Consider the following 24,220-nt stretch of genomic DNA (forward strand, 5'->3'; position numbering starts at 1 on the left):
CCCAGCCACGAACAGCCCAGCCACGAACAGCCCAGCCACGAACAGCCCAGCCACGAACAGCCCAGCCACGAACAGCCGAGCCATGGGAAGTCGAGTCATGGACGGCTGAGCCATGGGCGGCTGAGCCTTGGACGGCTGAGCCGCGACCAAGCGAGCGGCGAGTAGCTGAGCCGCGGACGGTCGAGCTGCGAGCCACCGCGCCGCGAGCCACTGACCCGCGGACGGTCGACCCGCGGACGGTCGACCCCCGGACCGTCGAGCCGCGGACCGTCGAGCCGCGGACCGTCGAGCCGCGCGCCACCGGGGCGCGAGCCACCGCGCCGCGAGCCACCGCGCCGCGAGCCACCGCGCCGCGAGCCACTGACCCGCGGACGGTCGAGCCGCGGACGGTCGACCCGCGGACCGTCGAGCCGCGGACCGTCGAGCCGCGCGCCACCGGGGCGCGAACCACCGGGGCGCGACCAAGCGAGCCACCCACGACCATCCACTGGGCCGCTTGATGGTCGTTTCGTTTGGTGTGCTCGAGGGTGCTTCGTCGTGACGATGATGGAGCGCTCAGGGCAGACGAGTTTGTGGGAGTCGTTTCAGCGGGCGGTGCCACCTGCACCGACGCGTCCGCAGGGTGGTGTGGGCGGCGCCGCGCCGCTGATCGAGAGGTGGTGGATGCGGCCGTGTTCCGGCCCACCACCGGTTGCGCCAAGCGGTAGGGCCTGCGTCTTGCTCGTCTCGGAGGCCTTTATGGTGCGCGCCAGAGTACGGCCGACCCCTGCGCGGTCGCTGTCTTCTGATTGGGCGCATTCGTGGTCAGGGCATGTCGCCTGGCGCCCCATGCTTCTTGCGTTGCTCACTGACTCGGGACGCGTGGGACTGCTGCCCTATCAGTGCTAGGCGGCCAGCGGCGGGACACCGTGGCTGCGTAGGCGCCCGGGACGGTGGGGGCCGGCGCCTCGGCCGCGGCGGTGATGTGGGCGGATCCGGGGCGTTGCCGACGGCCGGGGCGGATAGCGCCTTGTCCTTGGTCTTGGCCGGGTCCGTGATGGCCGTGCGCGCGGCCCGCTGCGCAGCTCGATCAGCCCGTTCCAGCGTTCTTTGCGGAACCGTGCGATCCACTTGTGCGGCGCCGTGCTGGGACGCCATTCGGTCGGCCATGGCCTAGTGCACCTAGGTTGCGGCAAGACCTGCACCCGAGCTCTGCTTCGACTCGTCCGACCACCGTCTCAGCCCCCTTCCGCCAGGCTCGCGACGACACATGTAGGAGCACAGGATTTTCACCCCGCGAGAATCAGCAGGCATGCGCGTGAGTGAGAGCGGAGTGTGTATGACGCTTCAGGAGTTGATCAGTCGGCTGACTGCAGCAGATGACAGCCTTACCGTCTACGCCAGCGAACCCTGGTCCGCGCACAGCGACGCCGTAGCCGTCGTCAATGCCGATGGCACAACCCGACCCGACCAACAGGGGCGGGCCTACCTGCTGGAAAGCGTCCTGGTCCGCGACGTCCTGGAAGCCTGGAGCAGCCACAATGGCGGAGCCGCTCCCTCGCCGCAGGAGGCCTGCCAGGCCGTCGTCTACTACGCCGAAAACGATGCGTACCTGTTCCCGGACGACGAGCTGACTTGATCAGAACGTAGAGGCCCCGGCGCCAGGGAAACCAGCGGCGGGTGCGTCGCTACGACGCCTCGTGCAGGCCGGGGTGGGTCTGCACGATCCCTCATGGAGACGCCGGGGCGCTAACCGCACCTCGTCACGGATGGGGTGTGGGGTCAGGGGTGACAGGGGCCAGGATTACTACCGGGATTTCGCGGTCGGAGGTGGTCTGGTAGTTGTCGTACAGGGGGAAGATCGAGGCCATTCGGGCCCATAGCGGTGGTTTCTCCTGCGGGGTGGCGGTGCGGGCCTGGGCGGTGAAGGTGTCGGCTCCGAGTTGCACGGCCACCTGCGGGTGTGCGGTGAGGTTGAGGTACCAGGCGGGAGGCTGGACGGCTCCCGCGTTGGAGGCCACCACCAGGTAGCGGTCCGCGTCTCGGCCGTAGATCAGTGCGGTGCGGCGCAGTCGGCCGGACCGGCGGCCTCGCGTGGTGAGCAGCAGCGTAGGCCAGCCCTGGTAGAGGTGGCCCTGGGCGCCGTCGGTTTCGAGGTAGGCGCGGATGTGGTCGGCGACCCAGGGGGTCGGGCTGTCGTGGATCTCCTCGCCGGGTGCGGTCATCGCTCGCTCCCGGTGCCGGCGCGGCGGGAGGTGGCCGTCCGCCAGAAGACGGGGATGAGAATGGCCCCGACGGCCACGTGGGTGAGGGCCAGCACCGCTTTGCTTCCCCCGGAGGCCTGTACGCCGATGATGGGCAGGAACGACAGCGCGAGCACGATCAGGGCGGCGGTGGTCCAGATCCGGGCCGTGAGTGGCGTTACCCGCTCCAGTGCGGCGAGCGCGGCCCAGCCGAGCAGCGACGGGGCCAGTGCGAAGACGCCGATGGCGGCCGCTCCCAGGTCCTGCGGCTCCTGGCCCTTCTGCTGGACGACCAGGTCATGGCCCAGCAGCGGCTCCCCGATCGCCCAGATGGCCAGTGCGGCCGCGACCGCGCCCGCCACTGCGAGTGCCCGCGCACGCCGCGGACTTCCGAGGTCGGCGCGGCCGCCCGTGCTCAGTTGCGTCATCTCGAAGGCTCCTTCAGCTGCTTGATAGTTAAGTTTCTGAAGTTCTTTGGGCAGGCGGGGAGCGTAGCACTTACTTCAGTAGCTAAACAATTAAGCGACTTAAGTGACGGCTATGCTGGCCGCATGAGTCTCGATGCCGACGCCGCCGCCGAGACCGGCGCAGGTTCCGACGGGGATGCGGTCGTAGCGGAGTTGAGTGCCCTGGTCTTCGAGGTCACCGGGCGGTTGCGGGCCCAGTTCAACGCCGCCGCGGCGGAGCTCGGCCTTCCTCCGGCCCAGGCGCTCGTCCTGACCAACCTGTCCGGACCCGCCCCGATGCGTCAGCTCGCCGACTGGCTGTCATGTGAGCCGTCGAACGTCACCGGCATCGTCGACGGTCTGGAGGGCCGCGGCCTGGTGACGCGGCAGCCCGCGCCGGGTGACCGCCGCGTCAAGCACGTGGTGCTCACCGAGGCAGGTGAGCGCAAACGTCGGGAGTTGCGTTCCAGCGCCCACGCGCTGGCCACGACCTTTTTTGAAATGCCCGGCCCCGACCAGAAGCACCTCCGTGACCTGCTGGCGCGCGTCTTGACCGGCCCTCCGGCGAGCGTGGATGCCGGATCTGGCTGAGGCGCGGAGCCTTCGTCACCTCGAAGGCAGGACGTGCCCTTGCGGCCTGGTGCGGAAGGTGCGGCGGTAGGCGCCCGGTGTCGTGCCCAGGGTGTTGAGGAAGCGTCTGCGGAGGTTGGTGGCCGAGGAGAGTCCGGTGCGCCTGGCGATGGCGTCCAAGGGAAGGTCGGAGGACTCCAGTAGGTCTTGTGCCGCGGCGATGCGCTGGGCGAGCAGCCACTGCCCCGGGCTGGTTCCGAGTTGCTCGGCGAACCGGCGGGCGAGGGTGCGCGTGGATACGCCCGCGTGTGCGGCCATGCTCTCGATGGTCACCGGTTCGCCGAGCCGCTCGGCGATCCAGTCCAGCAGGGGTGCCAGCGTGCCGTCGATCTGGGCGGGGCGCGGCGGTGCCGAGTACTGCAGCTGGCCGCCCTCGCGGTGGGGCGGCATGACCATGGTCCGTGCGACATGAGCGGCGTAGCGGGCACCCTGGTCGCTGCGGATCAGGTGCATGCACAGGTCTATGCCGGCTCCGGCTCCGGCGCTGGTGGCGACGTCTCCGTGGTCCACGTACAGGACATCCGGGTCGACCTGGACGTGCGGGAAGCTTGTGGCGAGTTCGTCCGCCAGGCCCCAGTGGGTGGTCGCCTTCCGTCCGTCCAGGAGGCCCGCGTGCGCCAAGGCGAAGGCGCCGGAGCAGATGCTGACCACTCGGGTGCCGCGGGCATGGGCGCGGCGCAGGGCTTGGACGACCGCGGGGGACGGCGGTCTGTCGGCGGGCAGCCAACCCGGGACGATCACGGTGTCGGCCGCGTCGAGCGCGTCCAGCCCGTCGGTCACGATCATGTCGTACCCGGCCAGCGTGGCTACGGGGCCGGGGTGCTCCGTGCACACGCCGAAGGCGTACCGGACTGGAAGCCCGGCCCGCTCGATGCCGAACATCTGCGCCGCGCAGCCGAGTTCGAAAGTCGATTGGGGTGGACGTACGAGCGCCGCCACGCGATGCATGGCATGAAAGTACCGCAACATGTCTTTCCTGACACTCGGCCGGGTGCGGTGCCGATCGCCAGGCTTGTCCCATGACTACGGAACGTCCTATGGCTGCCGAACGCCCCGTGACTTCGGAACGCCCCGTGAGCGCGGAAAGCCTTGTGACTGCGGAGGACGGTGCGTCCGGCTATGTGTGGTCCACCGTTCAGGACGCCCCAGTCCGTGAGCTCTTCCCGGGCATCCGGCTGCGGCCGCTGTGGAAGGGGGACAACGGCGCGAAGGCCTTCGTCCTGCAGATGGACCCGAACACGTGCTGGGAAGGGGTCGACGTCCATGATCCAGGTCCTGAGGAGGTCTTCGTGGTCTCCGGAACCTTCAACGACGGCGACCGGGACTACCCGGCCGGCTCGTTCATCCATGCCCCGGCGGGCTCTTCCCACGTCCCGCAGACGTCGACCGGCTGCACCCTGTTCCTCTTCTATCCGGAAGGCTGAAAGCCCGGCCGAGGTCAGGGGCGGATGGCGCGCACCAGCCACACGGAACCGCGGATGTGGACGCCGTCCGGCGTCTCGTAGGCCGCGAGTGCTGCTTGGAGTTCCTGTCGGACGCGGGTGATGACGGTCTGGTCCACGTCTTGGAGGTTGTAGCGGACCGGGCCCTGGCTGAGGATGAAGTCCGCGGCGTCGCCGGTGTCACGGCCGTAGTCCATCGGCGCCTGGACGGGACGCACGTTCACGTCCGTCAGGCCTGCTTGGTGCAGTACTTCGCGGATCCGGGCTGGGTCGGACAGCGAGCCCATGCCCTGGGCCGCGGGTGAGGGGCGGCGCATCAGCGGCGCAAGCGCGGCGGTGGCCTGGGCGTACTCGCTGTCCGGGCCACCGGCCTGCGGAACGATGAACGCCATTCGGCCGCCGGGCCGCAGCGCGCGGGCGATGTTGGCGAACGCCGCGGCGGGGTCGGAGAAGAACATGACGCCGCCGCGGCTGACGACGACGTCGAAGCCGCCTTCCTCGAAGAGATGGGCCTCCGCGTCGGCCTGATCGAACCGCGCGTTGACGATGCCGTGCTCGGCGGCGTCGGCGCGGGCGCGGGCCAGCATCGGTTCGGAGATGTCGACGCCGACCGCCCGTCCCGCCTCGCGTGCGGCCAGCAGGGTGAGTTGGCCGGTGCCGCATCCAATGTCCAGGACGGTCTCCTCCTCGCCGATCGCGGCGAGATCCAGGAGCGGCTGGTTGAAGCCGCCCATCATCGCGTCGTAGCGCGGGGCGTTGTCGGCCCAGGCCGTCCCCTCCCACCCGTTCCACGCTTCGGACTGCTGGACGTTGATGACCGAGTGCATCCCATCTCCTTCGCTGAGGTCGTGGTCGTGGTCGTGGTCGTGGTCGTGGTTGTGGTCGCGGGCGTGGGCGTGGGCGGCTGATGTGGGCGCGTCGGTGTGGCGCAGCGTGAACCAGAAGGTGGGCACCGGGTTCGTGCCGGGTGTGACGTCCACCAGTTCCCAGCCGGGGAACCGGGCCCGCAACTCGTCGGCGGTGACGCCGGAGATCGGGTCGTCGAACGCCTCGGGGCCGTAGCCGAACATCAGCAGCAGCGCGCCGGGGGCGGCGCGGCCGGTGAGGCCGATGGCGTAGGCGTCGCGGCGGTGCGGTGGGATCCCGCAGTAGCAGCTCAGGTCGAAGAACAGGTCGTAGGGGCCGGGCACGTCCAGTTCTTCGAGCCTGGTGGCGTCTCCGTGCAGCAGTCGGACCGCCGTCCCTGCCGCGGCGGCCTTGGCCCGGGCCTGGTCGATCGCCCGGCCGATCAGGTCGACGGCGGCGACGTCCCAGCCGTGCCGGGCCAGATAGACGGCGTTGGTCCCGGTGCCGCAGCCGAGTTCCAGGACGCGGCCGGGCGGCAGCGCGTCGTCTCCCTCCACCAGCGCGACGAGCTCTGGCGGGGTCACACCGCTGTCCCAAGGCGGTCTGCCGGTGCGGTAGTAGGCCTCCAGTTCCCTTCGGACGGACTCCTCTTGCTCACGTTCCGCGCCGATCCCGTGTGCGTCCGCTCTCTGCGCGATGTCCGGCTGTTCCACGGCCTCTCCCAAGTCATCCACGGCGTCTCCCAGGTCATCCACGGCGTCTCCCACGTCATCCACGGCCTCTCCCGCGTCATTCACGGGGCCTCCGAGTCATCCACGGGCCTCCGAGTCATCCGTGGTCTCCTTCCAAGTTCTTAGAGCTGAACTCTAGTGATGAACTCTAGAGATATACTCCGGCCATGGAGACCGTCAAGCGGCCGGACAAGCGGGCCGAGCGTTCGCGGCGCACCCGGGGGAAGGTCATCGAGGCGGCGCGGGAGCTGTTCGTCGCGCAGGGCTACGGGGCGACGAGCCTGCAGGAGGTCGCCGACCGGGCGGGGGTGGCCGTCCAGACGGTGTACTTCGTCTTCGGCAACAAGCGCGCGCTGTTCAAGGACGTCGTGGACACGTCCATTGCCGGGGACGCCGAGCCGGTCGCCACCATGGAGCGGGAGTGGTTCCGCGCCGCCTGCGCCGAGCCCACCGCGGCCAGCCAACTTCGGACGCACGTGCACGGCACCGGCGAGATCCTCGGCCGGGTCGCCCCGATCCTGCCGATGATCGCGGCTGCCGGCGCCGCCGATCCGCAGATCGCCGCGCAATGGCCCGACGACCCCGACCCGCGCTACACCGTGCACCGCGCCGCCGCCGAAGCACTGGTCGCCAAGCCCGACGCCCGCCCCGGCGTCTCCGCCGATATGGCGGCCGACCTGCTGTTCGGCCTGCTCAGCCCGCAGCTGTACCTGCTTTTCGTTCAGGACCGCGGCTGGACGCCGGACGCCTGGGAGGAGTGGGCCCGCACCACCTTGGCCGCTCAGCTATGCGGCTGAGTGCGGTTGAGCGCAGTTGAGCGCGGCTGAATCCGGCTGAGCGAATACCGGGGTGCCCGCGGAGCGCGTGATGATCATGCCGGCGTGGACGACTCGCGGATCGTGGACGACTTACGGATCAGGCCGCGCACCCGCTCCTGCTTGCCGCCGGACGACCTTCCGGCGCCGAGCGTGCTTTGGCGGCGACCTTCATCGAGGCCGACCGCCTCGGCAGGCGGTGGAGGAGCCGAACCCGGAACCGCCCGACACTGCCCGGAACCGTCCGACGCGGCGTCGTCGCAGCGCAGGATCGCCGACATCATGCGCGGCTGCCGGAGCGAGGCCGGCACCTCCAGATCACCTCGTCGATCTCCGCCCCCAGTGGGGCAGGGCCCAGTCGCCACCTGCTGTCGATCGATCCCGGCGGCTGCCGGTGCCGGCGCATGCCGGCGGGCGGCCGGGCCTGTCTTCCGCGACCGCGCATCCGCGACCGCGCATCCGGCCGTGACACGCCGCTACCGGCTGGCCTGCTTCACGCTGCATCCGCAGATGCGCATGATGGGCCGTGTCGAACGCTCCGCCCTCATCGCGGGCGGCGGGCTCCGCGAGGGGTGGTCCGACGGCCTCGAGTGGATGGACCGGCTGGACGAAGTCCTGCGCGGCGGCGGGCACCGCCCCGACCGCGTCCGCCTGCCGGCGAGCCTGCGGCTGGTCGTTTCCGACTGCCGCGACCGCCGGGGTTGCGTCTACATCGATGACTAACGCGGCCGCCTCGCGCTTCTGGCTGCCGCGGACACCGCGACCGCCGAGGTGCTTCTGCGGGAGGCCCACGCCTTCACGCGCGGCGAGACGGTCGTCAACTGCATCCCCACCGCCGACCCCTGGGCGGTGAATGTCGGGCTGGCTCGCGGTCCGCGTCACACGGGGTGCGTGCTTCGCCGGGCGTCTTCGATGGCGTGGAGGGCAGGGGCGCTCAGCAGGGACCGCCAGGTGGCGAACAGGTCCAGAAGATCTGTGACCTGGGCTCTGTCCAGGGAGGCCGTGCGCATGACGTCCAGTTCGTTGGCGACGGTGAGTTCGGCGAAGTCCCGGCGCCGACCTGCCGAGGGTCGCAGCGAAAAGCCGGTGAAGCGGTCGGCGAAGGCGCCGTCGGGGCGGTGCAGGGATGGATACGTTCGGGCCCGGTCGCAACTGGCGTACAGGTAGACGAGGGACTCGGCCTCCGTCCCGACGATGGCGCTCAAATCCTCGCGCCGGTCAACGGAGCCGAGTGCTACGGGGAAGCCGTCGGTTCCGTAGAAGGCGTGGCACAGGCCCGCAAGACGAAGTGTGCGTCGCGCACCCCAGGCGCCGAGGAGAGCGTGCACTCGGTGGAGGTGCTCCAAGAGAGTGCCGCCGGGATGCTGGATCAGGTCGGCGCGTTTGGTGCGCAGCAGTTCGGCGGCCTCGGCCTCGCTGGCCACGCGGTCGTTCTGCTCCGTCGTCACGCCCGCTCCTTCGCCGGAGGTCCTCCCGACAGGCTGCGAGCCGAAGACGACGCTCGTCAATCGGTGATTCTGGTTCGCCTCACCCAAGGCTGAGCTTGGAGTCGCGGAGGTGGAGCGGGAGAAAGACCCCGTAAAGACACCTCGACCGGCCATTGGTCGTTCTGGGCGTTAGTTGGGGTATTGGAGCGCCTGATGTCGAATGGGCGCATTGCCGCAGATTGCGGCGATTCATCCGGTCCATCGTTCCCACACGAGCGCTACGGGGGTTCCAGCATGGGGTTCGTCACCACTCGCGACGGCAACGAGATCTTCTACAAGGACTGGGGCAGCGGGCCTCCCGTCGTCTTCATCCACGGCTGGCCGCTCAACGCCGACGCGTGGGAGGACCAGATGAAGCTGGTGGCCGACAACGGCTACCGCGGCATCGCCCACGACCGCCGGGGGCACGGACGCTCCAGCCAGCCGTTCGACGGCTACGACTTCGACACCTTCGCCGACGACCTCAACGACCTGGTCAACGAACTCGACCTGCGGGACGCCACGCTGGTCGCGCACTCGATGGGCGGCGGCGAGCTGGCCCGCTACATCGGACGCCACGGCACCGGGCGGGTCCGCAAGGTCGTCCTGCTGTCGGCGATCACGCCGTCCATGCTCCAGACCGAGGACAATCCGGATGGCGTGCCCCAGCAGGCGCTGGAGGACATCAAGAACGGCCTCATGCACGAGCGCTCGCAGTTCTGGAAGGACGCCTCGGAGGGGTTCTTCTCCGCGAACCGTCCGGGCAACAAGGTCACCCAGGGCAACCGTGACGCGTTCTGGTTCATGGGCATGCACGAGAGCCTCCAGGCCGGCGTGAAGTGCGTGGACGCCTTCGGCTTCACCGACTTCCACGAGGATCTGCGCAAGTTCGACGTGCCCACCCTGATCGTGCACGGCGACGACGACCAGATCGTCCCGATCAATGCCACCGCCCGCAAGGCGGCCGAGATCGTTCCGGACGCCGTCCTGAAGGTGTACGAAGGGTCCTCGCACGGCATCGCGATGGTGCCGGGCGACAAGGAGAGGTTCAACGCCGACCTGCTCGACTTCCTGAACGGCGGCTGAGCCTTCCTGAACGGCTGAGCCTTCCTGAACGGCTGAGCCTGCCGGGGCGCCCGCTCACGCGGGGTGGTGGGTGCCCGGGGTGTGGCCGAAGGCCCGGCGGAAGACGTCGATGAAGCTGCTGGCGGACGACCAGCCGCACCGGTGGGCCACGGTGGTCACCGGCGTGTCCTCGGCCAGAAGCACCAGCGCGTGGTACAGGCGCAGCTGGGTGCGCCACTGCGGGAACGTCATCCCGAGGTCGGCCCTGAAGAGCCGGGACAGGGTCCGCTCGCTCGCGCCGACCTCCCGGCCCAGCTCGGCGAGCGTGCGGTTGTCGGCGGGATCGGCGTGCAGGATCGCGCACAGCGCCTTGAGGTGCGGGACGGTCGGGGCGGGAAGGTGCAGCGGCTGCTGGGACGAGACCCGCAGCTGGTCCAGCAGTACGTCCCGCAGCCGGGCGCGGGCGGGGGTGTCGTCGTCCGGGTCGCGGGTGTAGGCGAGGATCAGCTCCCGCAGCAGCGGGCTGACGCCGAGCACCGCCGGCTCGTCCAGCCCGAGCGGGTTGTCGGCGGCGGGGAGGCCGACCAGGTGCAGTTCGAGCTCGCCGTGGGCCTGGTGGGAGTGGACGGCCCCGGCCGGGATCCAGATGGCGCGGTCGGCGGGCGCCACCCATGACCCCGCGCTGGTGGTGACGGCCACCACGCCGCGTCCGGCGTACGCGATCTGGTGGTCGTCGTGGCGGTGGGCGTCGATGGCGGCGCCCGGCGCCAGCGAGCGCGCCCGGGTCGGTGCGACCGGTTGATGGCGGGTTTGTTGATGGCGGGTTTCCTGCATTGGTTGGCAGATTATCGGAAGCCCGACATGGTCCCCGCGCGTGAGCATGAGGGACGTGTCAACGAGAAGGTCGGTCTTCCTGCTGTCCGCCGGGCACGCCTGCGTGGACGTCTACCAAGGTTCGGTGACGGCGCTCGTCCCGTTCTTCGTCGCCGAGCGCGCCTACACCTACGCCGCTGCCTCCGGCATCGTCCTCGCCGCGTCGCTGCTGTCCTCGGTGGCGCAGCCGCTGTTCGGCGCGCTCACGGACAGGTGGGCGATGCCCTGGCTGCTGCCGCTGAGCACGCTTCTCGGGGGAGTGGGGATCGCCCTGAGCGGTCTCAGCGGCGACTACGCGCTCACCCTGGCCTTCGTGGCGGTCTCCGGGATCGGGGTCGCCGCCTACCATCCCGAGTCGGCACGGGTCGCGCGGAAGGCCAGCAGAGGCAGCCATACCGCGATGAGCTGGTTCTCCGTCGGCGGCAACCTGGGCTTCGCGCTCGCGCCCCTCCTGGTCGCGGCGGTCGTCGCGACCGGCGGCCTGCGGTGCACGCCGTTCCTGGTGGTGCCCGCGCTCGCGGGCAGCGTCCTGTGCCTGCCCGTCCTGCGCACCCTTGAGGGGACGGCCTCCGGCGGGCGCGCGGCCACGAACGCCGGAGTCGACGACCGGCGGTCCTTCATCAGGCTGTCGCTGGCCGTGATCTGCCGGTCGGTCGTGTTCGTCGGGCTGAGCACCTTCATCTCGTTCTACGCGCGGGAGCGCACGGGAGGAGGCGTGGCGGCGGGGACCGCGGCGCTGTTCGTCCTGTACCTGGGGGGCGCGGTGGGCACCGTGCTCGGCGGTTCCCTGGCCGCCCGCTGGGACCGGGTCACCGTCGTGCGCAGGTCGTACCTGCTGACCGCCGCCGCCGTCGCGGGCGTCGTGTTCGTGCCCGGCCCGGCGCTCTACCTCTTCGTGGCGCTGACCTCCGCTGGCCTTTACATCCCGTTCTCGCTGCAGGTCACGCTGGGCCAGGACTACCTGCCCACGCGCGTCGGCACCGCCGCCGGTGTCACCCTCGGTCTGACGGTCAGCGTCGGCGGCCTCGCGAGCCCCGTCCTCGGCGCCGTCGCCGACGCCTCCTCGCTGCGCGTGGCGCTCACCCCGCTGATCGCGCTGCCCGCGCTGGCCTGGCTGCTGTTCCGCACGCTGCCCGAGCCCGCCGTCCCGGCGCCGGCCACCGAGCCGGTGCCCGCCGACAAGCCGGTGCCCGCCGACGAGCAACGGTGGGTGGAGGGTGCGCGGTGATCAGGTCGGTCGGCGGCGGAGGAGGTTCGCCGGGAGGGTGTGCAGGACGAGCTGGTCGTCCTGGTTGAGGAGTTCGGCGCGGGTGAGCACGATGCCCCGGTCCGGCTTGGAGCGGGACGGGCGGGTCTCCAGGACGGCGACGCGCAGGCGGAGGGTGTCGCCGGGACGGACGGGAGCGGGCCAGCGCAGCTCGTCCACGCCCGGGGAGGCGAGGCTCGCGACCCGGGACAGGAAGTGGTCGGCGAACAGCCGCATCATGATCGAGCCGGTGTGCCAGCCGCTGGCGATGATGCCCTTGAACGGGCCGGACGCGGCGAAGTCCGGGTCCACGTGGATGGGCTGCGGGTCGAATCGGCGGGCGAACTCGATGATCTCCGCCTCGTCCGGGGTGACGTGCCCGTACTCGTAGGTGGTGCCGGCGGTGTAGTCCTCGAAGTAGCGGTCGTCGATGGGGGCGGTGAAGTCGTCACCGAGGGCGCGCGTGCTGATCGTCATACGACCAGGATCGCCCAGCGGCGTCCGGCCCATCTAGGCGGCTCAGCGCGGGGGCGGAACGTGCCGTCGCCATTCCTCCCAGAGCTCGGCGTGCAGCCTGTAGAGGCCGTAGGGGGTGTCGCCGGACGGTTCCCTGAGGCGGGTGCCCTGGTCCACGGGCATCGACGCGAGGCTGACGGGGAAGAAGGCGGCCTGGCGCTCGCGCTCCTCGGACCGCACCTGGAGCAGCCAGAAACCGTGGTGGGCGTCCGCGGAGATCTCGATGATCTCCGTCCAGGCGAACCGGCGGCGGCCGTGGCCCGCGACGAGGGTGAGGCCCTCCGCGTCCAGGATCATGCGTGTCCGCAGCATGGCGACGGCACCGAGTGCGAGCGCGAAGCACGCGATCCCGGCGGCGAGCGTCGGGATGCCCGCGCCGTCGCGGGCCTTCTGGACCGCCACGACGCCGAACAGGGCGGCGATGGCGCCGCCGGCGAGGATCATGGCGAGGTGTCGGGGGCAGCGCAGCGTGCGCGGCTTGCTCATCGGGGCATTATTCGTTCTCCCCGGGCGCCGCGGGGAAGCGGGATCCCGTCGCCAGGGAGGCCAGGAAGGCGTCCAGGAGCGCGGTCTGGCGGCCGGGCGGGTACGCGTCGGGGGCGAACAGTGCGTGGACGACGATGCCGTGCGCGAAGGCGGCGGCGGACGCGACGGTGTCGTCCACGTCGGTCGCGGCGGGCAGCTCGCCGCGTTCGACGGCGGTGGCGACGTGCGGGCGGAGCCGGGCCCGCCAGTCGTCGTAGCGGCGCCGCTGGCGCTCGCCCAGCTCCGGGTCGGCTAGCGCCACGTCCCATGAGCCGACCCAGACGCGGTTCATGGCCGACGCGGCGGGAGTCAGCGGCAGGACGTCCAGGAGCGCGGCACGCAGGGACGCCAGGCCGGGCGGTGCCTGGCGGAGCGGCCGGTTCGCGGTGCGCTCCTCGGCGAGGTCCAGGGCGTAGGCGACCAGGGCCCTCTTGTTCGGGAAGTAGTGCGTGAGCAGGCCGGTGGACGCGTCCATCTCCGCCGCGACGGCGCGCAGGGTCAGGCCGGTGAAGCCGCGGGCGGCGAGGACGCGCCAGACGGCCTCGGACACGTCCCGGCGCCGGGCGTCGTGATCACCTCGGGCGGGCATTCCCGTAGAGTACATAACAAACGTTCGGTACGTACCCCCCCGGGAGGCTCCATGTTCGCTCGCACGCTCGCCGAGGGCGCGGAACTGCGCCCGTTCGAGCCATGGCAGGCGGCCGAGTTCGCCGAGCACGCGGACCGGGTCCGCAAGGACATCGAGCAGTACATCCCGTGGGCCCGGACCGTGGTGGACGAGAAGTCGGCCCGCGCGTTCCTCCAGGCCTACGCCGAGAGGCAGGCCAGGGACCAGGGCCGCATGTACGGCATCTGGGTGGACGGCGTCCTCCAGGGCGGCACGGTCTTCCGGACGTTCGACGCCGCGCAGGGCGTCTGCGAGGTGGGCGTGTGGCTCGCGGTCGAGGCGCGGGGGCGCGGGCTGATCACCGAGGCCGTCCGCGTCATGATCGACTGGGCGGTCGGTGTGCGGGGGATGCACCGGGTGGAGTGGCTGTGCGACCCGCGCAACGCCGCCAGCGCGGCCGTGGCCGAGCGGCTCGGGATGACCTGCGAGGGCGTCCTGCGGCAGGCCTTCGTGCTGGACGGCGAGCGGCGGGACGTCCAGGTGTGGGCGGTCCTCGCCGACAAGTGGACGGCCCCCTGATCCACCGGTCCCGGTAGGGTAATGGATGATCTTATTTTTACTCCTTACCCCCGGGAGTGTCCGTGCATGCAGAGCAGGTCCTCTTGCTGCTGGCCGCCGCCGTCGCCGCGGGCTGGGTCGACGCCGTGGTCGGCGGGGGAGGGCTGATCCAGCTGCCCGCGCTGCTGCTGCTGAACCCGGGGCAGCCGGTCGCGGCCGCGCTCGCCACCAACAAGCTGGGGTCGATCGCGGGCACCACCTCGGCGGCCGTCGCCTACGCGCGCAAGGCCAAGCCCGATCTCCGGGTCGCCGTCCCGGCGGGCCTGCTCGCGGTGGCCTGCGCCGCCGGCGGGGCCCTCTGCGCGGCGGCGATCTCCTCGGACGTGCTGAAACCCCTCATCATGGTCGTCCTGCTGGCGGTGGCCGCGATCGTGGTGTTCAGGCCGGACCTCGGCCGGGTCCCGCGGCCGGCGCTGCGGACCCGCCGCCGGGTCGCCGCCGCCGTCCTCGTCCCGGGCGTCGCGATCGCCTTCTACGACGGGCTCCTCGGGCCGGGCACGGGGACGTTCCTGGTGATCGCCTTCACCGCGCTGCTCGGCATGGACTTCGTCGACGCCTCCGCCACCTCGAAGATCATCAACGCGGGCACCAACCTGGGCGCGCTCGCCGTGTTCGCGGTGCAGGGGCACGTCCTGTGGGCCGTCGGGCTCGGCATGGCGGCCTGCAACATCGTCGGCGCGCAGCTCGGCGCGCACATGGCGATCAGCCGCGGCGCCGGTTTCGTCCGGGCCGTCCTGCTCTGTGTCGTCACCGCGCTCGTGCTGAAGCTCGGCTACGAGCAGTTCGGCTAGGAGCAGTTCGGCTAGGAGTCCCCGCTGGTAGGGAGGCCCTGCTACGGGGTCGGGAGCGGGCGCTCCAGCGCGGAGAGGCTCAGCAGGACGAGCGACGCCGTCCAGCCCAGGGGTGCCGGGCCCGCGGGCTTGCCGGTCGCACCGACCTTCTCCGGCAGGACGCCCATGGACGTGCGGTGCGCGGAGAGCCAGCCGAGCCGGTCGTGGGCCTCGCCCGTCCGGCCCGACGCGGCCGCGCTCAGCCCGAACAGCGCGGTCTCAGGCGTCCAGGCGACGGCGGGGTCGCCGGACCACCGCTCGCCCGGCAGGACGCCCCCGTTCGGCAGCGCCTGCTTGCGCGCGGCGTCCGCGACCGCGGCGGTCACGCCCGCGTCGGCCGGCGCGAACGGCGGCGCGATGAACGTCACCGAGGTGTCCATCAGCCCGCCGGGGACGGGTGAGCGCGGGTAGCCGTAGGGGGCGAACTGCCGGGCCACCGCGTCCGATACCCGCTGCGCGGCGTGCCGCCACTGCGCCGCCCTCTCGCCGTCGCCGCGCATCTGTGCGAGGTCGGTCGCCGCGCGCAGCCCGGCCAGCACCGGGCCGACCACGCCGAGCGTCGGGCGGCGCGGGTCCTGCTCGTGCCGGTGGCCGCGCTCCCAGTAGTCGGACGAGGCGGGCGGGAGGCCCTCGGCGTCCAGGGAGCGCGCCAGGTGGTCGGCGGCGCGCCGCACCATCGGCCACAGCACGGGCAGCTCGTCCTGGTCGGCGGCCTGGACGCGGTAGAACCACGTCGACCACAGCACCCAGCCGAGCGAGTCGAGTTGCGGGGCCCGCCCGTCCGCGACGGCCGTGCCGTCGGGGTTGTACCGCGCGGCCCACATCCCGTCGTCGTGCTGCGCGCGGGCGAGGAAGCGCAGGATGCGGCGCGCCTCGGACGGATGCCCGGTCGCGGCGAACGCGGCGACGGCGAACGCGGAGTCGCGGGGCCAGCAGTACCGCCACTTCGAGTACCAGGACGCCAGGGATGCCCCGTTCGAGCGGGTGAGGAGCCGGAGGTCGAGCAGGGCGCGCGTCGCCATGTCGCGGTAGGCGCCCCCCTGGCCGCCTTCCGGGACGGTGCCCTGCGCCAGCCAGGCGCTGTCGGACCGGACCGCTCGGGCCACCCGCGGGTCGGAGGCGTCCACGGTGATCGGCGCCTCGCCGCCGGACGGGACGAGCCGGATCCGGCCGTCCGCGAGCCTGACCACCGAGCTGCCCGGCAGGTAGGAGGCCCCCTCGGCCTGGTCGGGGGACAGCGGGACGCCCGCGAACGGCCATCCGCCGCCGCCGACGAGCCCGGGGCTCGCCCAGCCGGGGTCGGGCGGCTCGGGGACGGTGGCCCCGCCGGTCGCCACGAGGGCCGCCACGATGAGCAGGCCCGCGGTGCGCCGAACCTTGCGGACCCCCGAGCCGCCGCGCTTCGAGATTCGTCCGCGCGGCACGATCCGCCTGCGCGAAGCGGTGGGCCCGCCCGCGGGCGGAGGCACGGTCGGCGATGCGGATGACGACGCAGATGGCGATGCGGATGGCTGCGCCGACGGCGGTGCGGACATGGCGGACGTGATGGGGACCGGTGCCGCGATGGACGTGTCCCGTTCCTCCGCCATTGCCATGCGTTCGCCCCCTGTCCGCCTGGCCGTCTCGCCGAATTAGTACATCAAACTACGTCAATCGGTTCATCCTCCTCACGGGCCACTCGTGCCCTGCCTTGAGGATGAGCACACCTCCCGCCCGGTGAGCCGTCACGCCAAGGGGAAGTCTCGGTGACTTATGTGACCCGGCGGCGTCACCATGAAGACGGGTTGACTAGGCTGCATCGACGGAGCGGACCGCAGAGTGCCGGCCGCACGGACACCCGTGTAACCCCCACTCGTGTGGTCGCACATTCGGCTGTCGATCCGTAAAAGGACGCCTCGTGGACCTGTTCGAACATCAGGCGAAGGAACTCTTCGCCGAGTACGGGGTACCGGTGCCCACCGGCAAGGTCGCCCATACTCCCCAGGAAGCCCGGGCCATCGCGGCGGAGCTGTTCGCCGCGGGGAGCTCGAAGGTCGTCGTCAAGGCCCAGGTGAAGACCGGGGGCCGCGGCAAGGCCGGCGGCGTGAAGCTGGCCGACTCCGCCGACGAGGCCGAGCAGCTCGCCACCCAGATCCTCGGCATGGACATCAAGGGCCACACGGTCCACAAGGTCCTGGTCGAGGAGGGCAGCGCGATCGCGCAGGAGTACTACTTCTCGTTCCTGCTCGACCGCGCCAACCGGACCTTCCTCTCCATCTGCTCCGTCGAGGGCGGCGTGGAGATCGAGGAGGTGCCGCACGACCGGCTGGCGATGGTGCCGGTCTCCCCGCTGGAGGGCATCGACCGCGCCAAGGCCCGCGAGATCGCGGAGCAGGGCCGCCTCCCGCAGGAGGCCCTCGACGGCGCCGCCGAGCTGATCGAGCGGCTGTGGGCCGTGTTCACCGACGAGGACGCCTCCCTCGTCGAGGTGAACCCGATGATCCTCACCGCCGACGGCCAGGTGAAGGCCCTCGACGGCAAGGTCTCCCTGGACGACAACGCCTCGTTCCGCCAGGACGACCACGAGAAGCTCGAGGACAAGGCCGCGGCCGACCCCCTGGAGGCGGCGGCCAAGGCCAAGGACCTCAACTACGTCAAGCTGGACGGCAGCGTCGGCATCATCGGCAACGGCGCCGGCCTGGTCATGTCCACCCTCGACGTGGTCGCCTACGCCGGTGAGGGGATGAAGGGGGCAGGGGAGGTGGGCGGGGGCCAGAAGCCCGCGAACTTCCTCGACATCGGCGGCGGCGCGTCCGCCGAGGTGATGGCGAACGGGCTGGAGATCGTCCTGTCCGACGCCGACGTCAAGTCCGTCTTCGTCAACGTCTTCGGCGGCATCACCGCCTGCGACGCCGTCGCCAACGGCATCGTCTCGGCCTACAAGCTCCTGGCCGACCGCGGCGAGGCCGTCGACCGCCCCCTCGTCGTCCGGCTGGACGGCAACAACGCCGAACTCGGGCGCAAGATCCTCACCGACGCGGCGCTGCCCGGCGTCCAGCAGGTCGACACCATGGACGACGCGGCCAAGCGCGCCGCCGAACTCGCAGCGGCAGGTGCATGACAATGGCCATCTGGCTCACCGAGAACAGCAAGATCATCGTCCAGGGCATCACGGGCTCCGAGGGCACCAAGCACGGCCGCCGCATGCTCGCGTCCGGCGCCCAGGTCGTCGGCGGCGTGAACGCCCGCAAGGCCGGCCAGACGGTCGACTTCGACGGCACGACCCTCCCGGTGTTCGGCACCGTCAAGGAGGCCATGCAGGAGACTGGCGCGGACGTCTCCGTCGTCTTCGTCCCGCCGAAGTTCACCAAGGACGCCGTGGTCGAGGCGATCGACGCCGAGATCCCGCTCTGCGTCGTCATCACCGAGGGCATCCCGGTGCACGACACCGCCTACTTCTGGGCTTACGCCGAGTCTAAGGGAAACAAGACCCGCATCATCGGGCCGAACTGCCCCGGCATCGCGTCCCCCGGCAAGTCGAACGCCGGCATCATCCCGGCCGACATCACCACGCCCGGCCGCATCGGCCTCGTGTCCAAGTCGGGCACGCTGACCTACCAGATGATGTACGAGCTGCGCGACATCGGCTTCTCCACCTGCGTCGGCATCGGCGGCGACCCCGTCATCGGGACCACCCACATCGACGCGCTCCAGGCCTTCCAGGACGACCCGGAGACCGACGCCATCGTGATGATCGGTGAGATCGGGGGCGACGCCGAGGAGCGCGCCGCCGCCTACATCGAGCAGCACGTGACCAAGCCGGTCGTCGGCTACGTCGCCGGGTTCACCGCCCCCGAGGGCAAGACCATGGGCCACGCCGGCGCCATCGTGTCCGGCTCCGCCGGCACCGCGCAGGCGAAGAAGGAGGCCCTGGAGAAGGTCGGCGTCCGGGTCGGCAAGACCCCGAGCGAGACCGCCGTCCTCATGCGGGAGATCATGCAGAAGCTCTGACCCCCGGGACCAGGCTGAGAACGCCGGACCATCCGAAAGACGCCCGAGCCGCCCCGCGGCCCGGGCGTCTTTCGCGTCCCGGCGCGCGGAGGCGCGTTGGGACGGGGCGTGATGACAAAGGCGACACGCCGGGCGGGCGGCCCTTGCGGGGACGGGGGCGGTGCCAGCATGGACCGGTGAGCGACAAGACCCCCGGGCAGCGTGCGAAGCGGGAGCCGTCGAAGGCCGCGTCTCCGAAGGCGGTGCCTTCCAAGGCGGCGCCCTCGAAGGCCGCGCCGGAGAGCGGAGCGGGGCGGGCCGCCGGGCCGCCGCGCGCGGACTCCGGACGCGGCCGGTCCGCGGCCGCCGCCCCCGCCAGGCCGCTGTACGTGACGGGCCTCGTGGCGGCGCTGTGGTGCATCGGCATCGGGCTCGCCGTGCTCATGACGATCACGCTGATCGGCTGGATCGCCGCGCCGAAGACCGCGCTCGGCCACGGCATGGCCGGGGTGTTCCGGACGGCCGTGAACTTCTGGCTGGTCTCGCACCACGCGGGCTTCTCGTACGGGCAGGGACGGTTCGGGCTCCTTCCGCTCGGCGTGCTCGTCCTGCCCGGGGTGCTGCTGTACCGGGGCGGCGGCTGGATGATCCGGGTGACCGGGCTGCCGCACCGGCAGCGGATCGCGGTCGTGCAGGTGGCGGTCGCGCTGGCCGCGCCGTACGCGGCGCTGGCCGGGCTGCTCGCGCTCGCGGCGTCGACCAAGGAGGTCAGGCCGTCGGCGTGGCAGGCGCTCGTCGGATGCTTCCTCGTCGCCGTCACCGCGGGCGGGCTCGGGGCGGCGCGGGCGGTCGTGGCGGCGGAGGCCCAGGGGCGGCGGGTCCGCTCCGGGCTGGGTGCGCTGCTGCGGCTGCTGCCCGACCGGCCGCGGTCCCTGGTGATCGGCGTGGCGGGGTCGCTGAGCGTGCTGCTCGCGTCGGGCGCGCTGCTCGTGGCCGGGTCCCTCGCCACGCACATGTCGGACGCCGACGACCTCTACGACATGCTCGCCCCCGGTGTCGTCGGCGGCGTCCTGCTGCTGCTGATCGAGCTCGCCTTCCTGCCGAACGCGGCGATCTGGGGCATGGCGTACGCGGTCGGGCCCGGGTTCTCCGTCGGCGCCGGGACGAGCGTCTCCCCGACCGGGGTGTTCCTGGACGCCGTGCCCGCGTTCCCGCCGCTCGCGGCCCTGCCCCAGCCGGGCCCGGCGCCCGCGATCTCGCTGCTCGCGCTGGCGGCGCCGTTCGTCGCGGGCGCGGTGGGCGGCGTCCTGACGATCCGGTCGCTGCCGAGCCCGGTGTCGGAGGGCGCGCCGCTGTGGGGGTTCGTGTCCGGCGCCCTGACCGGGGCCGTCGCGGCGCTGCTGAGCGCGCTGGCGGGAGGTCCGCTGGGCGGCGGGCGGATGGCGACCGTGGGCCCGTCCGCCTGGCAGGTCGGGCTGATGGCCGCCCTCGAGGTGGGGATCTCGGCCGCGATCGCCGCGTGGGTGGCGAACTGGATGGTGCTGCGGCGCCCGGCGCGCGCCCCGTCCAAGAAAACGAAGTCCCGGAAGGCGAGAACAGGGAAGGCGAGAACAGGGAAGGCGAGAACAGGGAAGGCGGGGGCTGAGGCGGCAGGGGCTGAGCCAGGGCCTGGGAGGCGGGCGTCCAAGAAGGCCTCCGCGGCGATGCCGGCTTCCGGGACGGGCGCGCCGAAGAAGCCGGCCAAGCAGAAGAAGCCTGCCAAGCCCAAGAAGCAGGCGCGGGGGGTGCCGGAGCCGGTCGTTCCGCTGTCCGCGCCCGTCCCCGGGGACTACGACCTGCACGCGGAGAGTCCGCCCAGGCCGGGGCCGAGGGCGCCGCACGCACCGGACCCGCTGGAGTTCGAGGAGGCCGAGCCCGTCCTCGCGCCCCGGCGCTCCCGCCGCCGGCCCGAGCCCCTGCCCGACCTCATCGAGGACGTCCCCCCGCCGCCGGGCGACGGCACGGTCGTCGTCGAGGGGCATCTGGCGGACGAGCCCGACGAGCCCGACGCGCGGGACGGCCTCGGCGGACACGAGGAGCCGGAGCCCGCGGAGAGGCGGCGCCCAGTCCCGCCGCCCCGCGAGGACTCCGGCCGCACCGAGAACCGGGGCGGCGCCATCTACGTCCTGCGCGACGAGACCGACCAGGACGGCTGACCCGACTCTGGATCCTCAGAGCGGGCGATTCCGAGGGGCCGGGTCAGCGGGGGCTGGGCAAGCGGGGCGGGGTCAGCGAGGCCGGGTCAGCGAGGCCGGGTCAGAGGAGGTCGCCGTACTTGTCCATGCTGCCGGCGGGCAGGTCGAGCTTCTCCTCGATCCTGGGGTAGTACTTCTCGCGGCACGCCTGCTTGTCGGTGGTGGTGTTGGACGCGCTGACGCAGCTCTGGTAGCCGCTCAGCTCCGTCCACAGGAACGCCGTGAGGGAGACCGACAGCAGCGAGAACGCCAGCCCGAGCGACCCGAGCACGATGCCGGGGACGGCGCCGGGGGCGGGGGACTGCGTGCGGCGCGCGTTCCGGCGGGCCTTGATGCCGACGACGAGTGCGGCGACGCCGAGCACCAGGCCGAGCGGGTAGAAGAAGAACGCGGTCAGCAGGGCGACGCCGCCGAGCCACAGGGCCCGCCAGCCGGTGCCCCGCCCGCCCTCCCGCGGTCCCGCGGGCGGCTGCCCCCCGGGTCGCGCCTCCGGGCGGTCTTCGGGCTGGGCCGGACGGTCCGGCTGCTCGCTCACGTTCTTCTCCTCCTGGCCCGTGCGCATGTCGATTCCCTGCGGTCTGCCGTGCGGTCCGGGTCCGTACGGTCTGGGTTCGTGCGGTCCCGGTTCGTGCGGTCCGGGTTCGTGCGGTCCCGGTTCGTATGGTCCGGGTTCGTGTCGTCTTGTGTGGTCTGGTTCGTGCGGTCTGGGGTGAAGCGGCGCCGACGTCGCCCGATAGGCTTCGTGGTGTCCCAGCAACGTCCACCGGGGAGTCATGGTGTCCGCCCGGCTCGTCGTCCTCGTCTCCGGCGCGGGGACCAACCTACAAGCGCTGCTCGACGCGTGCGCGGATCCAGCCTACGGGGCGAAAGTGGTGGCCGTGGGGGCGGACCGCCCCGATATCGGGGGAACCGAGCGCGCCGAACGCGCGGGTGTGCCCACTTTCACCCTTCGCATACCGGATTTCGCGTCCCGGGACGACTGGGACGCGGCGCTCGCCGAGGCGGTCGCGAAGCACGAGCCTGACCTCGTGGTGTCCGCCGGCTTCATGAAGATCCTCGGCCCGCACTTCCTGGCGCGCTTCGGCGGCCGGACGGTCAACACCCATCCCGCGCTGCTGCCGTCGTTCCCCGGCGCGCACGCCGTACGGGACGCCCTGGCGTACGGGGTGAAGGTCACGGGCTGTACGGTTCACTTCGTCGACGAAGGCGTGGACACCGGACCCGTCATCGCCCAGGAGACCGTTCCCGTGGGCTGGCATGACGACGAAGACTCCCTGCACGAGCGGATCAAGCAGGTGGAGCGCCGCCTCCTCGTCGACGTCGTCGGACGGCTGGCCCGCGACGGATGGACCGCGCGGGGCAGGCGGGTCTCGATGAAGTGCAGGACCTGCGGGGACGCGCCCGACGGCGCTTCGTCCGCCACTGCCTCGTCCGGCAGCGGTTCGTCCGGCAGCGGTTCGTCTGACAGCGGTTCGTCTGACAGGGGTTCGTCCGATCAAGAGGGGAGCTCGGCCGGTGAGTCGGGTGGCGATTAAGCGCGCGCTGATCAGCGTGTACGACAAGTCCGGGCTGGAGGAGCTGGCCCGCGGCCTGCACGAGGCGGGAGTGGAGATCGTCTCGACCGGGTCGACGGCGGGCCGGATCTCCGCGGCCGGCGTCCCGGTGATGAAGGTGGAGAAGCTCACCGGGTTCCCCGAGTGCCTGGACGGGCGGGTCAAGACCCTGCACCCGAAGGTGCACGCGGGCCTGCTCGCCGACCGGCGCAAGGAGGACCACCTCCAGCAGCTCGACGACCTGGCCGTGGAGCCGTTCGACCTGGTGGTCGCGAACCTGTACCCGTTCGCCGACACGGTGGACTCGGGCGCGACGCCGGACGAGTGCGTCGAGCAGATCGACATCGGCGGCCCCACGATGGTCCGCGCCGCCGCGAAGAACCACGCGAGCGTCTCCGTCGTGGTGGACCCGTCCGGCTACGGAACGGTCCTGGACGCCGTGCGGGCCGGCGGTTTCACCCTGGACGAGCGCCGCCGCCTCGCCGCGCGGGCGTTCGCGCACACCGCGTCCTACGACGTGGCCGTGGCCTCCTGGTTCGCGAGCGCCTACGCGCCCGACGAGACCGCCGCCGAGACGCGGTGGCCCGACTTCCTCGGCGCCACGTGGGAGCGTTCGAACACCCTGCGGTACGGCGAGAACCCGCACCAGCGGGCCGCCCTGTACCGCTCGCCGGGCGAGACGGGCCTCGCGGGGGCCGAGCAGCTCTACGGCAAGGAGATGTCCTACAACAACTACGTCGACACCGACGCCGCGCGCCGCGCCGCCTACGACTTCACCGAGCCGTGCGTCGCGATCATCAAGCACGCCAACCCGTGCGGCATCGCGGTCGGCGCGGACATCGCCGAGGCGCACCGCAAGGCGCACGCCTGCGACCCGGTGTCGGCCTACGGCGGGGTGATCGCGGCGAACCGGCCGGTCACCGCGGACATGGCCCGGCAGGTCACCGAGAGCTTCGCCGAGGTACTGGTCGCCCCGTCCTTCGAGGACGAGGCCGTGACCGTCCTCAAGGACCGGTTCAAGAACATCCGCCTGCTGGTCTGCCCGGACGCCCCTGTCGGCGACACCGAGTACCGGCGCATCGACGGCGGCATGCTGCTGCAGGGCGTCGACCGCGTGGACGCCGACGGCGACGACCCGTCCGCCTGGGAGCTGAAGACCGGCCCCGCCGCGGACGAGGCGACCCTGCGCGACCTGGTCTTCGCCTGGCGGGCCATCCGCTCGGTGAAGTCCAACGCGATCCTGCTGGCCGCGGACGGCGCCACCGTGGGCGTCGGCATGGGCCAGGTCAACCGGGTCGACTCCGCCAAGCTCGCCGTCGCGCGGGCCGGGCAGGAGCGCGCCGCGTCGTCCGTGGGCGCGTCCGACGCGTTCTTCCCCTTCCCGGACGGCCTGGAGGTGCTGGCCGAGGCGGGCGTCCGCGCGATCGTCGAGCCGGGCGGGTCCGTCAACGACGACAAGGTGATCGCCGCGGCGGAGAAGGCGGGCATCACCCTCTACTTCACCGGCGTCAGGCACTTCTTCCACTGACGGCTCGCCAGGCGCGCCGCTCCTGCGGGCGCGCCGTCCTGCCGGACGCGGGGGCGGC

At 71.8% G+C, this 24,220-nt stretch carries 27 protein-coding genes; 15 read left to right on the forward strand and 12 right to left on the reverse strand.

All coding sequences use genetic code 11. The annotated features are described in order from the left end of the window. Nucleotides 1-1,318 precede the first annotated feature (1,318 nt). Nucleotides 1,319-1,618, forward strand: coding sequence for a hypothetical protein (locus ABWI07_RS39035; protein WP_353821609.1), 300 nt, complete (start codon nt 1,319-1,321; stop codon nt 1,616-1,618). 124 nt (nt 1,619-1,742) lie between these two features. Here the strand turns inward: ABWI07_RS39035 and ABWI07_RS39040 are convergent, their stop codons facing one another. Beyond that, entirely contained in the window at nt 1,743-2,204 is a 462-nt protein-coding gene (locus ABWI07_RS39040) for a nitroreductase family deazaflavin-dependent oxidoreductase (RefSeq protein ID WP_353821610.1), read from the reverse strand. Continuing rightward, nucleotides 2,201-2,650: a DUF6069 family protein gene (locus ABWI07_RS39045; protein ID WP_353821611.1), complete on the reverse strand. Its 450-nt coding sequence runs from the start codon at nt 2,648-2,650 to the stop codon at nt 2,201-2,203. Before ABWI07_RS39045 ends, ABWI07_RS39040 begins: the two co-directional genes overlap by 4 nt. Before the next feature lie 123 nt (nt 2,651-2,773). Here ABWI07_RS39045 and ABWI07_RS39050 point away from each other — a divergent pair, with 123 nt between their 5' ends. Further along, on the forward strand, nt 2,774-3,259 hold the full coding sequence (locus ABWI07_RS39050) for a MarR family winged helix-turn-helix transcriptional regulator (protein WP_353821612.1): 486 nt from the start codon (nt 2,774-2,776) through the stop codon (nt 3,257-3,259). Nucleotides 3,260-3,274: 15 nt separating this feature from the next. Here ABWI07_RS39050 and ABWI07_RS39055 read toward each other — a convergent pair whose 3' ends face one another. After that, complete coding sequence (locus ABWI07_RS39055) at nt 3,275-4,246, reverse strand: GlxA family transcriptional regulator (protein WP_353821613.1); 972 nt, start codon at nt 4,244-4,246, stop codon at nt 3,275-3,277. A gap of 89 nt (nt 4,247-4,335) precedes the next feature. On the opposite strand from ABWI07_RS39055, the gene ABWI07_RS39060 reads away from it, so the two are divergent. Beyond that, nucleotides 4,336-4,722, forward strand: a complete 387-nt coding sequence (locus tag ABWI07_RS39060) for a cupin domain-containing protein (RefSeq protein WP_353821614.1) — start codon at nt 4,336-4,338, stop codon at nt 4,720-4,722. 14 nt (nt 4,723-4,736) lie between these two features. On the opposite strand, the gene ABWI07_RS39065 is transcribed toward ABWI07_RS39060, so the two are convergent. Continuing rightward, the gene (locus ABWI07_RS39065) at nt 4,737-6,383 is read right to left on the reverse strand and encodes a methyltransferase domain-containing protein (protein WP_353821615.1); all 1,647 of its coding nucleotides are present in this window, start codon (nt 6,381-6,383) and stop codon (nt 4,737-4,739) included. A gap of 101 nt (nt 6,384-6,484) precedes the next feature. Here ABWI07_RS39065 and ABWI07_RS39070 point away from each other — a divergent pair, with 101 nt between their 5' ends. Beyond that, nucleotides 6,485-7,114, forward strand: coding sequence for a TetR/AcrR family transcriptional regulator (locus ABWI07_RS39070; RefSeq protein WP_353821616.1), 630 nt, complete (start codon nt 6,485-6,487; stop codon nt 7,112-7,114). A gap of 74 nt (nt 7,115-7,188) precedes the next feature. Here ABWI07_RS39070 and ABWI07_RS39075 read toward each other — a convergent pair whose 3' ends face one another. Continuing rightward, a complete protein-coding gene (locus ABWI07_RS39075) occupies nt 7,189-7,443 on the reverse strand; it encodes a hypothetical protein (protein WP_149259016.1) in 255 nt (84 codons plus the stop codon). A 154-nt stretch (nt 7,444-7,597) separates the two neighbouring features. On the opposite strand from ABWI07_RS39075, the gene ABWI07_RS39080 reads away from it, so the two are divergent. After that, nucleotides 7,598-7,855 carry a hypothetical protein gene (locus tag ABWI07_RS39080; RefSeq protein ID WP_149259017.1) on the forward strand — a complete coding sequence of 86 codons (258 nt, stop codon included), beginning with the start codon at nt 7,598-7,600 and terminating at the stop codon, nt 7,853-7,855. A gap of 155 nt (nt 7,856-8,010) precedes the next feature. Here the strand turns inward: ABWI07_RS39080 and ABWI07_RS39085 are convergent, their stop codons facing one another. Beyond that, the gene (locus ABWI07_RS39085; protein ID WP_200841836.1) at nt 8,011-8,580 is read right to left on the reverse strand and encodes a DUF6817 domain-containing protein; all 570 of its coding nucleotides are present in this window, start codon (nt 8,578-8,580) and stop codon (nt 8,011-8,013) included. Nucleotides 8,581-8,853: 273 nt separating this feature from the next. Here ABWI07_RS39085 and ABWI07_RS39090 point away from each other — a divergent pair, with 273 nt between their 5' ends. Further along, nucleotides 8,854-9,684: an alpha/beta fold hydrolase gene (locus ABWI07_RS39090; RefSeq protein ID WP_353821617.1), complete on the forward strand. Its 831-nt coding sequence runs from the start codon at nt 8,854-8,856 to the stop codon at nt 9,682-9,684. Between the two features lie 54 nt (nt 9,685-9,738). Here the strand turns inward: ABWI07_RS39090 and ABWI07_RS39095 are convergent, their stop codons facing one another. Next, nucleotides 9,739-10,497: an AraC family transcriptional regulator gene (locus ABWI07_RS39095; protein ID WP_353821618.1), complete on the reverse strand. Its 759-nt coding sequence runs from the start codon at nt 10,495-10,497 to the stop codon at nt 9,739-9,741. A 55-nt stretch (nt 10,498-10,552) separates the two neighbouring features. On the opposite strand from ABWI07_RS39095, the gene ABWI07_RS39100 reads away from it, so the two are divergent. Further along, a complete protein-coding gene (locus ABWI07_RS39100; protein WP_353821619.1) occupies nt 10,553-11,764 on the forward strand; it encodes an MFS transporter in 1,212 nt (403 codons plus the stop codon). Here the strand turns inward: ABWI07_RS39100 and ABWI07_RS39105 are convergent, their stop codons facing one another. The 3 genes from ABWI07_RS39105 to ABWI07_RS39115 are packed head-to-tail and all read right to left on the reverse strand — an operon-like array spanning nt 11,765 to nt 13,412. After that, complete coding sequence (locus tag ABWI07_RS39105; protein WP_353821620.1) at nt 11,765-12,259, reverse strand: MaoC family dehydratase; 495 nt, start codon at nt 12,257-12,259, stop codon at nt 11,765-11,767. 42 nt (nt 12,260-12,301) lie between these two features. After that, on the reverse strand, nt 12,302-12,784 hold the full coding sequence (locus ABWI07_RS39110; RefSeq protein WP_353821621.1) for a hypothetical protein: 483 nt from the start codon (nt 12,782-12,784) through the stop codon (nt 12,302-12,304). Between the two features lie 7 nt (nt 12,785-12,791). After that, nucleotides 12,792-13,412 carry a TetR/AcrR family transcriptional regulator gene (locus ABWI07_RS39115; RefSeq protein WP_353821622.1) on the reverse strand — a complete coding sequence of 207 codons (621 nt, stop codon included), beginning with the start codon at nt 13,410-13,412 and terminating at the stop codon, nt 12,792-12,794. A 51-nt stretch (nt 13,413-13,463) separates the two neighbouring features. Between ABWI07_RS39115 and ABWI07_RS39120 the strand changes: the two genes are divergently transcribed. Together ABWI07_RS39120 and ABWI07_RS39125 are read left to right on the forward strand one after the other, a co-directional pair. Then, complete coding sequence (locus ABWI07_RS39120; RefSeq protein ID WP_149259023.1) at nt 13,464-14,009, forward strand: GNAT family N-acetyltransferase; 546 nt, start codon at nt 13,464-13,466, stop codon at nt 14,007-14,009. 62 nt (nt 14,010-14,071) lie between these two features. Then, complete coding sequence (locus ABWI07_RS39125; RefSeq protein ID WP_149259024.1) at nt 14,072-14,839, forward strand: sulfite exporter TauE/SafE family protein; 768 nt, start codon at nt 14,072-14,074, stop codon at nt 14,837-14,839. 41 nt (nt 14,840-14,880) lie between these two features. Here the strand turns inward: ABWI07_RS39125 and ABWI07_RS39130 are convergent, their stop codons facing one another. Continuing rightward, nucleotides 14,881-16,227 carry a glycoside hydrolase family 15 protein gene (locus tag ABWI07_RS39130; protein ID WP_353821623.1) on the reverse strand — a complete coding sequence of 449 codons (1,347 nt, stop codon included), beginning with the start codon at nt 16,225-16,227 and terminating at the stop codon, nt 14,881-14,883. Between the two features lies 1 nt (nt 16,228). On the opposite strand from ABWI07_RS39130, the gene ABWI07_RS39135 reads away from it, so the two are divergent. The 4 genes from ABWI07_RS39135 to ABWI07_RS39150 all read left to right on the forward strand — a co-directional run bounded on the left by ABWI07_RS39135 (nt 16,229) and on the right by ABWI07_RS39150 (nt 21,042). After that, entirely contained in the window at nt 16,229-16,513 is a 285-nt protein-coding gene (locus tag ABWI07_RS39135) for a hypothetical protein (RefSeq protein WP_353821624.1), read from the forward strand. Nucleotides 16,514-16,775: 262 nt separating this feature from the next. Then, nucleotides 16,776-17,978: an ADP-forming succinate--CoA ligase subunit beta gene (sucC, locus tag ABWI07_RS39140; protein WP_353821625.1), complete on the forward strand. Its 1,203-nt coding sequence runs from the start codon at nt 16,776-16,778 to the stop codon at nt 17,976-17,978. Between the two features lie 2 nt (nt 17,979-17,980). Beyond that, complete coding sequence (gene sucD / locus ABWI07_RS39145; RefSeq protein WP_149259026.1) at nt 17,981-18,868, forward strand: succinate--CoA ligase subunit alpha; 888 nt, start codon at nt 17,981-17,983, stop codon at nt 18,866-18,868. Nucleotides 18,869-19,044: 176 nt separating this feature from the next. Then, entirely contained in the window at nt 19,045-21,042 is a 1,998-nt protein-coding gene (locus ABWI07_RS39150) for a cell division protein PerM (protein WP_353821626.1), read from the forward strand. Nucleotides 21,043-21,142: 100 nt separating this feature from the next. Here ABWI07_RS39150 and ABWI07_RS39155 read toward each other — a convergent pair whose 3' ends face one another. Then, a complete protein-coding gene (locus ABWI07_RS39155; protein WP_149259027.1) occupies nt 21,143-21,643 on the reverse strand; it encodes a DUF4190 domain-containing protein in 501 nt (166 codons plus the stop codon). A gap of 211 nt (nt 21,644-21,854) precedes the next feature. Here ABWI07_RS39155 and purN point away from each other — a divergent pair, with 211 nt between their 5' ends. Together purN and purH are read left to right on the forward strand one after the other, a co-directional pair. Further along, a complete protein-coding gene (gene purN / locus ABWI07_RS39160) occupies nt 21,855-22,616 on the forward strand; it encodes a phosphoribosylglycinamide formyltransferase (protein ID WP_353821627.1) in 762 nt (253 codons plus the stop codon). Further along, on the forward strand, nt 22,597-24,162 hold the full coding sequence (purH, locus tag ABWI07_RS39165) for a bifunctional phosphoribosylaminoimidazolecarboxamide formyltransferase/IMP cyclohydrolase (RefSeq protein WP_353821628.1): 1,566 nt from the start codon (nt 22,597-22,599) through the stop codon (nt 24,160-24,162). Before purN ends, purH begins: the two co-directional genes overlap by 20 nt. Nucleotides 24,163-24,220: the final 58 nt, after the last annotated feature.

The sequence above is a fragment of the Actinomadura sp. NPDC000600 genome (assembly GCF_040492135.1).
Taxonomy (GTDB): Bacteria; Actinomycetota; Actinomycetes; order Streptosporangiales; family Streptosporangiaceae; genus Spirillospora.

Coding starts and splice junctions, on each gene's coding strand:
- ABWI07_RS39035 (WP_353821609.1), top strand. CDS start 1,319: ATGACGCTTCAGGAGTTGATCAGTCGGCTGACTGCAGCAGATGACAGC.
- ABWI07_RS39040 (WP_353821610.1), bottom strand. CDS start 2,204: ATGACCGCACCCGGCGAGGAGATCCACGACAGCCCGACCCCCTGGGTC.
- ABWI07_RS39045 (WP_353821611.1), bottom strand. CDS start 2,650: ATGACGCAACTGAGCACGGGCGGCCGCGCCGACCTCGGAAGTCCGCGG.
- ABWI07_RS39050 (WP_353821612.1), top strand. CDS start 2,774: ATGAGTCTCGATGCCGACGCCGCCGCCGAGACCGGCGCAGGTTCCGAC.
- ABWI07_RS39055 (WP_353821613.1), bottom strand. CDS start 4,246: ATGCATCGCGTGGCGGCGCTCGTACGTCCACCCCAATCGACTTTCGAA.
- ABWI07_RS39060 (WP_353821614.1), top strand. CDS start 4,336: ATGGCTGCCGAACGCCCCGTGACTTCGGAACGCCCCGTGAGCGCGGAA.
- ABWI07_RS39070 (WP_353821616.1), top strand. CDS start 6,485: ATGGAGACCGTCAAGCGGCCGGACAAGCGGGCCGAGCGTTCGCGGCGC.
- ABWI07_RS39090 (WP_353821617.1), top strand. CDS start 8,854: ATGGGGTTCGTCACCACTCGCGACGGCAACGAGATCTTCTACAAGGAC.
- ABWI07_RS39095 (WP_353821618.1), bottom strand. CDS start 10,497: ATGCAGGAAACCCGCCATCAACAAACCCGCCATCAACCGGTCGCACCG.
- ABWI07_RS39105 (WP_353821620.1), bottom strand. CDS start 12,259: ATGACGATCAGCACGCGCGCCCTCGGTGACGACTTCACCGCCCCCATC.
- ABWI07_RS39110 (WP_353821621.1), bottom strand. CDS start 12,784: ATGAGCAAGCCGCGCACGCTGCGCTGCCCCCGACACCTCGCCATGATC.
- ABWI07_RS39115 (WP_353821622.1), bottom strand. CDS start 13,412: ATGCCCGCCCGAGGTGATCACGACGCCCGGCGCCGGGACGTGTCCGAG.
- ABWI07_RS39120 (WP_149259023.1), top strand. CDS start 13,464: ATGTTCGCTCGCACGCTCGCCGAGGGCGCGGAACTGCGCCCGTTCGAG.
- ABWI07_RS39135 (WP_353821624.1), top strand. CDS start 16,229: ATGAGCAGGCCCGCGGTGCGCCGAACCTTGCGGACCCCCGAGCCGCCG.
- sucD (WP_149259026.1), top strand. CDS start 17,981: ATGGCCATCTGGCTCACCGAGAACAGCAAGATCATCGTCCAGGGCATC.
- ABWI07_RS39155 (WP_149259027.1), bottom strand. CDS start 21,643: ATGCGCACGGGCCAGGAGGAGAAGAACGTGAGCGAGCAGCCGGACCGT.
- purN (WP_353821627.1), top strand. CDS start 21,855: ATGGTGTCCGCCCGGCTCGTCGTCCTCGTCTCCGGCGCGGGGACCAAC.